General features: G+C 70.0%; 11 protein-coding genes. 8 read left to right on the forward strand and 3 right to left on the reverse strand.

All coding sequences use genetic code 11. The annotated features are described in order from the left end of the window. Nucleotides 1–51 precede the first annotated feature (51 nt). Complete coding sequence (locus tag ACFXQA_RS08550; protein WP_394519396.1) at nt 52–1389, reverse strand: maltokinase N-terminal cap-like domain-containing protein; 1338 nt, start codon at nt 1387–1389, stop codon at nt 52–54. 10 nt (nt 1390–1399) lie between these two features. Beyond that, nucleotides 1400–2377: a hypothetical protein gene (locus ACFXQA_RS08555; protein ID WP_394519397.1), complete on the reverse strand. Its 978-nt coding sequence runs from the start codon at nt 2375–2377 to the stop codon at nt 1400–1402. A 113-nt stretch (nt 2378–2490) separates the two neighbouring features. Between ACFXQA_RS08555 and ACFXQA_RS08560 the strand changes: the two genes are divergently transcribed. From ACFXQA_RS08560 to ACFXQA_RS08570, 3 genes are read left to right on the forward strand one after another with little or no spacing between them, the layout of a single operon-like run. Continuing rightward, a complete protein-coding gene (locus ACFXQA_RS08560; RefSeq protein ID WP_394519398.1) occupies nt 2491–4245 on the forward strand; it encodes an ABC transporter ATP-binding protein in 1755 nt (584 codons plus the stop codon). An 11-nt stretch (nt 4246–4256) separates the two neighbouring features. Continuing rightward, a complete protein-coding gene (locus ACFXQA_RS08565) occupies nt 4257–5768 on the forward strand; it encodes a hypothetical protein (protein WP_394519399.1) in 1512 nt (503 codons plus the stop codon). A gap of 39 nt (nt 5769–5807) precedes the next feature. Next, entirely contained in the window at nt 5808–6074 is a 267-nt protein-coding gene (locus ACFXQA_RS08570; RefSeq protein ID WP_394519400.1) for a DUF3039 domain-containing protein, read from the forward strand. Nucleotides 6075–6109: 35 nt separating this feature from the next. Here ACFXQA_RS08570 and ACFXQA_RS08575 read toward each other — a convergent pair whose 3' ends face one another. Further along, nucleotides 6110–7435 (reverse strand): nicotinate phosphoribosyltransferase, encoded by a 1326-nt coding sequence (locus tag ACFXQA_RS08575; RefSeq protein ID WP_394519401.1) that lies wholly within the window; start codon nt 7433–7435, stop codon nt 6110–6112. A 37-nt stretch (nt 7436–7472) separates the two neighbouring features. On the opposite strand from ACFXQA_RS08575, the gene murI reads away from it, so the two are divergent. From murI to ACFXQA_RS08600, 5 genes are all read left to right on the forward strand, one after another. Further along, entirely contained in the window at nt 7473–8294 is an 822-nt protein-coding gene (gene murI / locus ACFXQA_RS08580) for a glutamate racemase (protein WP_394519402.1), read from the forward strand. A 156-nt stretch (nt 8295–8450) separates the two neighbouring features. Next, nucleotides 8451–9200, forward strand: coding sequence for a ribonuclease PH (rph, locus tag ACFXQA_RS08585; RefSeq protein ID WP_394519403.1), 750 nt, complete (start codon nt 8451–8453; stop codon nt 9198–9200). Between the two features lie 13 nt (nt 9201–9213). Beyond that, on the forward strand, nt 9214–9825 hold the full coding sequence (rdgB, locus tag ACFXQA_RS08590) for an RdgB/HAM1 family non-canonical purine NTP pyrophosphatase (RefSeq protein ID WP_394520217.1): 612 nt from the start codon (nt 9214–9216) through the stop codon (nt 9823–9825). 41 nt (nt 9826–9866) lie between these two features. Beyond that, complete coding sequence (locus ACFXQA_RS08595) at nt 9867–10733, forward strand: glycosyltransferase family 2 protein (protein WP_394519404.1); 867 nt, start codon at nt 9867–9869, stop codon at nt 10731–10733. A gap of 79 nt (nt 10734–10812) precedes the next feature. Continuing rightward, nucleotides 10813–11736 carry a cation diffusion facilitator family transporter gene (locus ACFXQA_RS08600; RefSeq protein ID WP_394519405.1) on the forward strand — a complete coding sequence of 308 codons (924 nt, stop codon included), beginning with the start codon at nt 10813–10815 and terminating at the stop codon, nt 11734–11736. Nucleotides 11737–11805: the final 69 nt, after the last annotated feature.

Raw genomic sequence — 11805 nt, forward strand, 5'->3', positions numbered from 1 at the left:
ACCCCGCATGATCTGCGGGGTGGCTCTTCTCGTGTGCGCCGGGCGTGCGGCTCAGCGACCGGTGAGTCGCTCGATCGCCGCGAGCGGGATCGCCAGCCAGTCGGGCCGGTTGCGCACCTCGTAGACCGCTTCGTACACGGCCTTGTCGAGTTCGAACGCACGCAGCAGCCGTTCGTCGGCTGCGGGACCACCTGCCGCGGCGTAACCGCGCTCGAACGCGGCGACGGCGGTGGTGGCCCAGCGGCGAGCCGCTCCGTCATCGGAGCCGAGTCGCTCCACCGATCCGGCGACGTAATCGAAGGACCGGAGCATGCCCGCGACGTCGCGCACCGCGAGGTCGGGCATGCGCCGTGCGGCGATCGGACGCAGCGGCTCTCCCTCGAAGTCGAGGAGCACCCAACCGCGCCCGTGCACTTCGAGTACCTGTCCGAGGTGCAGATCACCGTGGACGCGCTGGAAGAGCGGCCAGGGTGCGGCGGCAGCATCCGCGTACACAGCACGGATCGCCGGCGCGAACGGGGCCAGCTCGGGGATCTCGCCGACAGCGGTCTCGAGCCCGCCCTCCCAGATCGCGGCCACGCGCGCGCGGTCGGAGTCTGTGGGCTCGTGGGTCGGCAGGATTCGCGAAAGCGTGAGGTGCACATCGGCGACGGCCGCACCCAGAGCTTCGGCGCGAGCGTCGAAGTCGTCGTCGGCCTGCGCGGCGCTGAGGGCGACGCGCCATGCGTCCTCGACGTCGTCGAGGAACTCCTGCGCGAACGCCAGCGAACCGGTGACGATCAGGTCGCCGTTCACCGGATCGCGCCACGTGCCCTCGAGGGAGCCGATGGCCTGCGGCACCGACGTCGATCCGTTGTCGGCCAGGGCGGTCTGCAACTCGATGTCGGGGTTCAGCCCGGGATGCACCTGACGGAACAGCTTGCAGATCACCGCGGCGCCGTCACCGTGCGGGCGGAAGATCAGCGAGGTGTTCGACTGCTCGGCGCCGAGCACCGACGATGTCGCCGTGGCCGACGTGGCCGGGCGGCTCGCCGCGGTGCGGCTCTCGAGCGGGCCGTCGGTGCCGCTGATGCGTCCGCCACCGGTCACCGACTGGTAGAGCCATTCGCCGTACGCGGGGTCGGTGGCACCGTCGACGAGCACCGATCCATCGTCGAGGTCGGCGATGACGCCCGTCTCCGGGCGGCCGGTGCGCACGACGAGGGGCACCTGATAGAGGACGGGGGTCTCGGGCGCCTCGTCGGCGACGAGGAGCACACGCACGCGCGCGTCGTCGTCGCTCGCGACGTCCCACTCCGCGACGAGTCGCAGGCGGGGAGTGCGGCCCTTGGAGGCGTACCACCGTTGAGCGGGCATCCAGTCGGTCAAAGACTGCAGGGTGCTGTCCATGGGGGTGGTGCTACCTTTCCTCGTTGTTCTCCGGCGATGCAGGAGTGGGGGGTGTTGCGGTCGGTTCGTCGGGCGTGACGCCTTCGATCTCTTTCTTCTTCCGCCGCGGCACCGCGCGACGGCCGGCCGACCCGATGCCTCGCGCCGTGCTTCCGGCGGCGCCGGCGATGGCACCGCCGAGACGCCCGACGCCGCGCACCGCCGCACGCTCGACGCGCGTGGCGCCGGGACGAGGCTCGAGGTCGGCGGGGAGAGCCAGCGGGGGAGGCCCGAACGCGCGACGGGAACCGACGAGAACACGCCGGCCCAGGATGTGGTTGCCGGCACCCCCGACGACCGCACCGACCCCGAACGGGAGGGCCTTGCCGAGGAAGGATGCCCCGCCGCGGGCCGCGAACTGGTGGACGAAGGTGGTCTTCAGCCGGTCGACGAGCGGGCCGATGGCGGCGCGGGGGAGCGTCTTCGTGACCATCTGTCCCCAGTAGCCCGACCGGTCGGGCCCTCTCCCCGCCGCTTGCCCCGCGAGCTGAGCGAGCAGGTCGACGCCTTCTTTTCCGAGCATGAGTGTCAGCACGAGGGCGCGCGCGCGGTCGGGGTCATCGATGGCCACGCCGTGCACCTCGGCGATCGACTGGGCGAAGAGCGCGGTCGACTCCAGGAAGCCGAGGGTTTCGACGCCGCTGAGCGCGAGAGTGACGCCCGTTCCGATGCCGGGCACGACGGCAGTGGCACCGACGGCCGCGCCCCCGGTGGTGACGGCGGCGAGATAGCGACGCTCGAGAATGCGCACGATGTCGAGCGTCGACGCCTGTGGATGACGGAGACGGATGCTGCGCAGATGCGCGAGCACGACCGGACGCTGGATCGACAGCACGCGATCGAGCGCTCTGATGGTTCTCGGATGTTCGGGCGACCCCACCGGGGGGAGTCCGCCGGTCCAGGGGGCATCGCCGGGTAGCGAGTGGATACGGTGCACCTTGTCGCTCACGTGTCCGATCCTACGAACGCTCGACGGGAAGAAGGTGGGGGTTGCGTCGATCCCGGGGGCCTCCCATGACATTCCCGGCGGGACGATGTCGCGACCCTTGATAGCTTGGACTGATGACAGCATCGCTGCCGAACCCGTTCGAGTCACCGGCCGAAGAGCCCGGAGACGCGACCGGCGACGCCAGCACCGATCAGCCGGTCGTGCTGCCCCGCCCTCGACCGCCGCGCGCGAAAGCACCCGTGCCTCGCAACGGCACGGCGACTCCGAAACCCAAAGCTCCTCGCCGACCGGCGCCCGTTCGTCCCTCGCGACCCGCCGTCGCGGCGAAACCCGCGTCGATCGACCCAGGACCGCCGCCACCACTCCCCACGAACCTGATCGTGCACCCCGATCTGGTGATTCCCCCGCGGCCTCCGCTGCCGACGCGGCCTGTCGAGTCGGTCACGGAAGCCGAGGTCGAGGCTCAGACAGCCCTCGTCGAGCCCGAGGTCGTCGCGGAGCCCGAGGCAGCCGTCGAGGCGGAGCTCGAGCCCGTCGGAACGGACGAGCCGGAGCTCGCCGGAACGGTGGAATCAGAAGCCGAGGCCGTTGCTGAGTCGGCTCCGGTCGCGCCGGTTGCCGTCGAGCCCTCTCCCGTCGAGCCGGCGCCGGAAGCTGTCGAGCCGGAAGCCGTGGCGGAGCCGCAATCGACGGTCGAGGTCGCGCCACTCGTATCCCCACCGCGGATCTTCCGCGACCCGATGCCGCCCGCGTCACCCACGCCGGTGGTCGAGCCCGAGCCGTCCGTCCTCGAGGTCGAGGCCGAAGAGTTCGTCGAGCCGGAGCCCGAACCGTCCGTCGAGCCGGAGCCCGAACCGTCGGTCGACGTCGAGCCCGAGCCCGAGGTATCCGTCGAGCCCGAACCTGAGGTGCTGAGCGGACCCGAGCCCGACGTTCTTGCCGAGCCGGAGTCGCTCGTCGAAACACCGCCGATCGACGAGCCCGAGCTCTTGCAGCCCAACGTCGAAGCATCCGATGCTCTGCCTCTCGCACTCACCGACGATCAGTCGACATCCGTTGCGCCGGCGATCGTCGCCGAACGCGAAGACGGCGTCGAGGCCGAGGCTGCTGTTCCCGCTCTCGTGCTCCGCGGTGTCACCAAGGTCTTCGGCGACACCCGGGCGGTCGATGCGATCGACCTCACCGTTCCGGCCGGATCGTTCTACGGGCTCGTCGGGCCCAACGGAGCAGGCAAGACGACGACCCTCTCGATGATCGCCGGCCTGTTGCGCCCCGACGCCGGCACGATCTCGATCGGCGGCCTCGACTCCTCCCGCAAGGGGGCCGCAGCGAAGCGCATGATGGGGGTCTTGCCGGATCGCCTCCGCACCTTCGACCGGCTCACCGGGCGTCAGTTGCTCTACTACTACGGGGTGCTGCGCGGACTCCCTTCGGCCGTCGTCGAGACCCGCACCGCCGACCTCGCGCGGGCGTTCGACCTCACCGGCGCGCTCGGTCGCTCGGTTTCCGACTATTCCGCCGGTATGACGAAGAAGGTCATGCTGGCGGGTGCGATGATCCACTCGCCGCGCCTTCTCGTGCTCGATGAGCCGTTCGAGGCGGTCGATCCCGTCTCGAGTGCGGTGATCCTCGACATCCTGGGTACGTACGTGGCACACGGCGGCACGGTGATCCTCTCGAGCCACGGCATGGAACTGGTCGAGCGCGTCTGCTCCGGCGTCGCCGTCATCGTCGCGGGTCAGGTTCTGGCCGAGGGCACCGTCGACGAGGTGCGCGGTGAGTCGACTCTCGAGCAGCGCTTTCTCGAACTGGCCGGCGGTCTCGGCGACAGGGAAGGCCTCGAGTGGCTGCATACGTTCTCCGACTGAGAATCGCGACGATGCTCGGCGCCCTCCGGGGCGATCGCCGACACGTCCTGCGCGTTCTCGTCGGGCTCGCGGCGCTCGTCGCTGCGACCGTGGTGGCGGCGATCGCCGTCATGAGCCTGGCGGATGCTTCGCGCGAGACCGTTTCGACCGTGCTCATCCTCGCGGGCTCTGCCGTGACACTCGGGTTCCTGGTCGCACCTCTCGTCACGGGCGCCACCGATCCTCTCGATCCGCGACGCTTCGCCGTTCTCGGGATGTCGCCCCGCCCGCTGGCCGCGGTGCTCGCGGTCGCGGGTGTGATCAGCGTGCCGAGTCTTGTCCTCATCGCCCTGTCGGTGTGTGCCGCCCTGGTGTGTACCGCGCACGGCGCGAGCACGGCCGTCGCGGTCTTCTCCACGGTCGCCGGCGTCATCACGTGCACACTCGCCGCGCGGGTCAGCATGGCGGTCGCCTCCCTCGTCCTCCGTCAGCGGCGTTCGCGTGAGTTGTCGGGCATCTTCCTCGTGGGGATACTCGTGGTGGTCGTGCCCGTCGGTGTCTTCCTGGCCTCCCTCGATTGGCGCGGCACCGTCCCGCCGCAACTGCGCGAGGCGGTGGACGTCTTGGCGTACACCCCGGTCGGAGCCGCCTGGGCGCTGCCGTCGGCCACTACCGGGTGGAGCGCGGTCGTCGCCGTCGCGACGTTCATCGCTCTCGGTCTCGCGTGGGTTGCGCTGGTGGATCGGGCGATGACGACGACCGAGCGTCCCGTCGCCGTCCGCGAGCGGGGCGGCCTCGGGTGGTTCGCCGTCGCACCCGGAACCCCGGGCGGCGCGATCGCGGCCCGAAGCCTCATCTACTGGCTGAGGGATCGCCGATATCTCGTGAATATCGTGATCGTCCCGATCGCTGCCGCGCTCACCGTGGTGCCCCTGCTCGTCGCGGGCGTACCGCTCGAGATCGTCGCTCTCGTGCCGGTGCCGATCATGGCGCTCTTCTTCGGCTGGTTGCCCCACAACGACCTGGCCTACGACTCGACCGCCGTCTGGATGCACCTGGCGAGCGCTGTCCGCGGGGTTTCCGACCGCATCGGGCGGCTCGTGCCCGTGATCGTCGTGGGTGCACCGCTTCTCGCCGTCGCGGTGCCGGTGGCCATCGCCCTGCACGGCCGGTGGGCGCTGCTTCCCGCGATGGTCGGGGTGTGCGCTGCCCTGTTCCTGTCGGGGCTCGGGCTCTCGAGCATCACGTCGGCCCTCTCGCCCTACGCGGTGTCGCGGCCCGGCGACAGCCCGTTCCAGCAGCCGCAGCGCGCAGGTTCCGGAGCAGGCGCGCAAGGTCTCGTGCTCCTCGGTTCCCTCGCGGCGGCGGCCCCCGCGCTGTGGTGGGGGTGGCTCGCTCTCAGCCGCGACATCTCATTCGCGTCGGCGTCGATGTGGGCCGGGATCGGGGCGGGTTTCGTCGTGCTGATTCTGGGCGTGACGATCGGATCCGCCGTGTTCCAGCGGCGCGGAAGCCGTCTCATGGAGTTCGCCGAGTCAGCCTGAGGCCCTCATCGAGGGGGCTCGCGAGTACACTGACACCCTATGAGCACGCCTCTGGACAGTCCTGACCAAGGGGGTCTGGCGACCCTCGACCGTGAGCTCGAAGAGCTCATCCGCGAGGAGAACGTCGAGCCCGGCGACCACGAGCGGTTCTCGCACTACGTGCAGAAAGACAAGATCCTCGAATCCGCAGTCACGGGTAAACCGGTACGGGCCCTGTGCGGCAAGAAGTGGACCCCGGGGCGCGACCCCGAGAAGTTCCCCGTCTGCCCCAGCTGCAAAGAGATCTACGAGAACCTGCAGAAGTAGCGTTCTGAGCCGGTACGACCCACGGGGTCGCGAGGCTAGGCGACGTCGGTGAACACCGTCGGGATGGCCGGCTCCGAACGGCTGAGCGCGAGTCCGCGCACGGGCAGTTCTTCGCGCACCCGAGCGTGGTGCGCCCGCGCTGCGGCGACGCCCGACGGCCCCTCGGCAGACTCGTCGACGACTCCGTCGACCACGAGTGAGACGTGAAGGCCACGGGCTTCGGGGTGGGATGCGGCGTCGGCGAGCCGTTCGTAGCCGTCTGACACGACGATCAATTCGCTCGTCGCCACGCCGTCGTCGAGAGTGCGGAACGCGGCCTTCCGTCCGCCCGCGCTCACCTTCTCGGCCGACGTCTTCGCGACCGGTATCCAGGCGCCCTCGGCGTCTTGGCGGGCGACGAGCTTGTAGACCATGCCCGCGGTGGGCGTTCCCGATCCGGTGACGACCGAGGTTCCGACGCCGTAGGCATCGACCGGCGAGGCGGCGAGCGACGCGATCGCGAACTCGTCGAGGTCGCTCGTGACGGTGATCCGGGTCTGCGTGGCACCGAGGTCATCGAGCAGTTCGCGCACCTGCGCGGCCACCGTGGGCAGGTCGCCGGAGTCGATCCGTACGCCACCGAGTCTTGTGCCCGCGACCCGGACGGCGGTCTCGACCCCCGTGGGAATGTCGTAGGTGTCGACGAGCAGGGTCGTCCCGGGGCCGAGCGCCTCGACCTGCGAGCGGAACGCGTCTTCTTCGGTGTCGTGCAGCAGCGTCCAGGAGTGCGCGGCCGTGCCCATCGTCGGAATGCCCCAGCGAAGCCCCGCCGCGAGGTTGCTCGTCGCACCGAACCCGGCGATGTACGCGGCCCGTGCCGCGGCGAGAGCCGAATCTTCGCCGGCCCGTCGCGAGCCCATCTCGGCCAGCGGCCGGTCGCCCGCGGCGATGCTCATGCGGGCGGCGGCGGTCGCGACGGCGGAATCGTGGTTCAGCACCGAGAGTGCGAGCGTCTCGAGCAGCACCGCCTCGGCGAACGTGCCCTCGATCTCGAGGATCGGCGATCCGGGGAAGTAGAGCTCGCCCTCGTGATACCCGCTGATCGTGCCGGTGAAGCGGTAGTCGGCGAGGTAGTCGAGGGTCGACGCTCCGACGATCTGCTGCTCGCGAAGAAAGCGCAGTTCGTCGTCGCCGAAGCGGAAGTCGCGCAGCAGCGACAGCAGGCGCCCGGTGCCCGCGACGACGCCGAAGCGGCGGCCGCCGGAGAGGCGCCGAGCGAAGACCTCGAACACGCAACGTCTCTCGGCGGTTCCGTCGCGCAGGGCGGCGTCGAGCATCGTGAGCTCGTAGCGGTCGGTGTGCAGGGCCGTGGACGCGCTCATCCGCTCACCATACCCGCGGCGGGTAGGCTCGACTCCTGTGAATGACGCGCCGATCGGGATCTTCGACTCCGGTGTCGGCGGGCTCACCGTGGCTCGCGCGATCTCGGCGCAGCTGCCTCGCGAGTCGCTCCGATACATCGGAGACACCGCGCGGTCTCCGTATGGTCCGAAGCCGATCGCCGACGTGCGCCGCTACTCGCTCGAAGTTCTCGACACGCTCGTCGAGCAGGGTGTGAAGATGCTCGTCATCGCCTGCAACACCGCGTCGGCGGCGATGCTGCGCGATGCCCGCGAACGCTACGACGTGCCGGTGGTCGAGGTCATCGGCCCCGCCGTCCGCACCGCGATGTCGACCACGCGCAACGGCCGCATCGGCGTGATCGGCACGGCGGGGACCATCGGGTCGGGTGCCTACCAAGACATGCTCGAGGTCAACGAACGCCTCACGGTCTTCGCCGAGGCGTGCCCCCGGTTCGTCGAGTTCGTCGAAGCGGGCGTCACCGATTCGCCCGACGTGCTGGCCACGGCCGAGAGCTACCTCGCCCCGCTCCGCCATGCCGGCGTCGACACCCTGGTGCTCGGGTGCACGCACTACCCCTTCCTCGAGGGTGCCATCAGCTACGTCATGGGCCCCGACGTGAGCCTCGTCTCGAGCGACACCGAGACCGCCAAAGACGTCTACCGCCAGCTCGTGAGCCGCGATCTGCTCGCCGGCCCCGACGCCGTGGCCACGCACGTGTACGAAGCCACCGGCGCCTCCGCCGACGAGTTCCTCGACCTCGCCCACCGCCTCATGGGGCGCGAGGTGACCGAGGTGCAGCTCGTCCAGACCGGCGCCATCGACTTGCCGCGGCGCTGAGCCGCAGCATCCGTCCGACCATGTCCCGATTTCCGCAACAATCGCGCCCGATCGTTGCGGAAAGTGGGACACGAACTCTCACCATGTCCCGATTTCCGCGACGAATGGCACCGATCGTTGCGGAAAGTGGGACATACCCGACCTGAGGAGAACCGAATGACCGACATCACCCGCGCCGACGGGCGCGCCCTCGACCAGCTCCGACCCGTGACGATCGAACGCGGCTGGTCCAGCCACGCCGAAGGGTCGGCGCTCATCAGCTTCGGCGGCACGCGCGTGCTGTGCACGGCGTCGTTCACGAACGGCGTTCCGCGCTGGCTGACCGGCAAGGGCAAGGGCTGGGTCACGGCCGAGTACGCGATGCTGCCCCGTGCCACGAACTCGCGCAACGACCGCGAGAGCATCAAGGGCAAGGTCGGCGGACGCACGCACGAGATCTCGCGCCTGATCGGTCGCGCGCTGCGCGCTGTCGTCGACACGAAGGCGCTCGGCGAGAACACGATCGTCATCGACTGCGACGTGCTGCAGGCCGACGGCGGCACCCGCACCGCGGCCATCACGGGCGCCTACGTCGCGCTGGCCGACGCCATCGAGTGGGGTCGCCGCAAGAAGTTCATCTCGCAGCGGTCCGAGGTGCTGTTCGATTCCGTCTCGGCGGTGTCGGTCGGCATCGTCGACAGCACGCCGATGCTCGACCTCGCCTACGTCGAAGACGTGCGCGCCGAGACAGACATGAACGTCGTCGTCACCGGCCGGGGGCTGTTCGTCGAGGTGCAGGGAACGGCCGAAGGTGCGCCGTTCGACAAGTCCGAACTCGACCGGCTCCTCGAGCTGGGTGTAGACGGATGCCGCGACCTGCGCGACGCGCAGACTGCGGCGCTGGGGAGCCCCCTTGAGCGCGGCTGATCCCGGCGGCGCGGTGCGGCGGGTGGTTCTCGCCACCCACAATCCGCACAAGGTCGAGGAGTTCGCCGGCATCGTCGCGAGAGTGCGGCCCGACCTCGAGGTGATCGGATACGACGGACCCGAGCCGGTCGAAGACGGTGTGACGTTCGCGGCCAACGCGCTGATCAAAGCGCGCGCGGCGGCGGCGCACACGGGGCTGCCGGCCCTGGCCGACGACTCCGGGGTGTGCGTCGACGTGCTGGGCGGTTCGCCGGGCGTCTTCTCGGCGTACTGGGCGGGCCACGCAAAAGATGCGGGCGCGAATCTTCGACTTCTGCTCGACCAGCTCTCGGATGTCGCCGACCCCCACCGCACCGCGCAGTTCGTCTCGACGATCGCCCTCGTCGTTCCCGGCGGTGTCGCTCATCGGGCGGTCGAGCACGTCGTCGAGGGCGTGTGGCCCGGGCGCCTCGCTTCCGCGGCATCCGGCACCGGGGGTTTCGGCTACGACCCGATCTTCGTGCCTGACGGACAACCGGCCGGGGCGGAACGGACGATCGGGGAATGGACCGCCGAGGAGAAGAACGCCGCGTCGCACCGCGCGCGGGCGTTCACCGCCCTCGCGCCTCTTCTCGAGACGCTCTGACCGCGGGTCGCCGCGAACGCCGTTTCGGCTACGTTCGACGCATGGCTGCGACCCCCACCGTCTCGATCGTCATTCCCGCGTACAACGAAGAAGAGACGATCCGCCACTGCCTGATCGCCGCGATCGAACAGACCGTTCGGGCGGAGGAGATCGTCGTCGTCGACAACCGCTCGACCGACCGCACGGCCGAGATCGTCGAGGCGATGATCGCGGCCTTTCCCGAGGCGAACATCCGGCTCATCCATCAAGACGCCGAGCAGGGCATCACCCCGACCCGCAACGCCGGCTTCGACGCCGCGGCGGGCGAGGTGCTCGGGCGGATCGACTCCGACTCGGCGATCGCCCCCGACTGGGTCGAGCAGGTCAAGAGCGCCTTCGCGACAGGCGATTTCGACGCGGCGTCGGGGTCGGTCGAGTACTACGACATGCCGCTGCGCGCTTTCGGGCACCAGGCCGACGACGCGTTCCGCCGCCTGCAGGTGAAGCTCGCGGGCGACTACGTCTTCCTCTTCGGCAGCAACATGGCGCTGACGAAGAAGGCGTGGCTGGCGGTGCGCGACGACGTGTGCCCCGACCGCGACGACCTCATGCACGAAGACCTCGACCTGGCCGTGCACCTGGCGAAGAAGGGCCTCAAGATCGGGTACGTCTCGGCCATGGTCGCAGGCATGTCGGCGAGGCGCCTCGACGACAGCCCGCGCGACTTCCGGTTCTACGTCGAACGTTTCGAGCGCACCTACGCCGCGCACGGCATCCACGACGTGCGGCTGCTCGCCCCCATGGCGGTGCTGCTCGGCACCTACCCGGCGCTTCACGCCGAGCGCCGCATCCAAGCCCGCCGAGGGCACGAGGGCGTGCACCTGCCCGAGTCCGGCGGCCAGCACCACGCACGCGCCGCCGTGGAGTGAGGACTGACTGAGAATCGTCATCGTTCCCGAGAGCGGGCGAAACCGCCACCGGGCGGCCCGCCGGCTCTAGCCTGAGAGCATGCACGATCACGCGAGCCCCGACGGTGGCATCCGTGGCGCCAGCAACAGGCGCCTGCTCGCGCTGTCGCTGTCGATCACGGCCGTCGTCATGGTCGTGCAGATCGTGGGTGCCGTGCTGTCGGGGTCGCTCGCTCTGCTCGCTGACGCCGTGCACATGTTCACGGATGCCGCCGCGCTCGTCATCGCGCTGATCGCCAGCGCTGTCGCGGCCCGGCCCGCGAACGACCGCCGCACGTTCGGATACCAGCGCGCCGAAGTCGCCGGCGCCCTCGTCAACGGTGTCATCCTCATCGCGCTCGCGGTGTGGGTGGCCATCGAGGGCATCCGGCGGCTGATGGAGCCCGCCGACGCCGAGGTCGCGGGCGGTCTGATGCTCGTGGTCGCGATCATCGGGCTCGTGGCGAACGCCGTCGCCATGTGGTTGCTCAGCTCCGCGCAGCGGCGCAGCATCAACGTGCGCGGCGCCTACCTCGAGGTGCTCGGCGACCTGCTCGGGTCGGCCGCCGTGATCGTCGCTGCCATCGTCATCCTCGTCACCGGGTGGGTGCAGGCCGACGCGGTCGCGTCACTGCTCATCGCCGCGATGATCATCCCGCGGGCCTTGGGGCTCTTGCGCGAGGTCGCCTCGGTGCTCAGCGAGGGGACGCCCAAGGGCACGGAGGTAGCCCAGATCCGGAAGCACATCCTCTCCACCCCCGGCGTCGTCGACGTGCACGACGTGCACGTCTGGCAGCTCACCCGCGGTGCCCCCGTCATGAGCGCGCACGTGGTGGTCGACGGCGACGACTTCCGCGGCGGCCGGGCGGGCAGCATCCTGAACGAACTGCAGGGGTGCCTGTCGCAGCACTTCGACGTCGAGCACTCGACCTTCCAGCTCGAGCCCGCCGGGCACGTCGAACACGACGACGCCCGCCACGCCTGACCCGCGTCGTCTCGCGAGGTGCGTCGTCTCGTCGCGATTCGGGGTCGACTTCGACAGAAGGACATGACT

Origin of the sequence: Microbacterium shimangi, assembly GCF_043556445.1 — a bacterium.
GTDB lineage: Bacteria > Actinomycetota > Actinomycetes > Actinomycetales > Microbacteriaceae > Microbacterium.

Excerpts from the sequence above, each read along its gene's own strand:
- ACFXQA_RS08550 (WP_394519396.1), bottom strand. The coding sequence starts at position 1,389 with ATGGACAGCACCCTGCAGTCTTTGACCGACTGGATGCCCGCTCAACGG.
- ACFXQA_RS08560 (WP_394519398.1), top strand. The coding sequence starts at position 2,491 with ATGACAGCATCGCTGCCGAACCCGTTCGAGTCACCGGCCGAAGAGCCC.
- ACFXQA_RS08565 (WP_394519399.1), top strand. The coding sequence starts at position 4,257 with ATGCTCGGCGCCCTCCGGGGCGATCGCCGACACGTCCTGCGCGTTCTC.
- ACFXQA_RS08570 (WP_394519400.1), top strand. The coding sequence starts at position 5,808 with ATGAGCACGCCTCTGGACAGTCCTGACCAAGGGGGTCTGGCGACCCTC.
- ACFXQA_RS08575 (WP_394519401.1), bottom strand. The coding sequence starts at position 7,435 with ATGAGCGCGTCCACGGCCCTGCACACCGACCGCTACGAGCTCACGATG.
- rph (WP_394519403.1), top strand. The coding sequence starts at position 8,451 with ATGACCGACATCACCCGCGCCGACGGGCGCGCCCTCGACCAGCTCCGA.
- ACFXQA_RS08595 (WP_394519404.1), top strand. The coding sequence starts at position 9,867 with ATGGCTGCGACCCCCACCGTCTCGATCGTCATTCCCGCGTACAACGAA.
- ACFXQA_RS08600 (WP_394519405.1), top strand. The coding sequence starts at position 10,813 with ATGCACGATCACGCGAGCCCCGACGGTGGCATCCGTGGCGCCAGCAAC.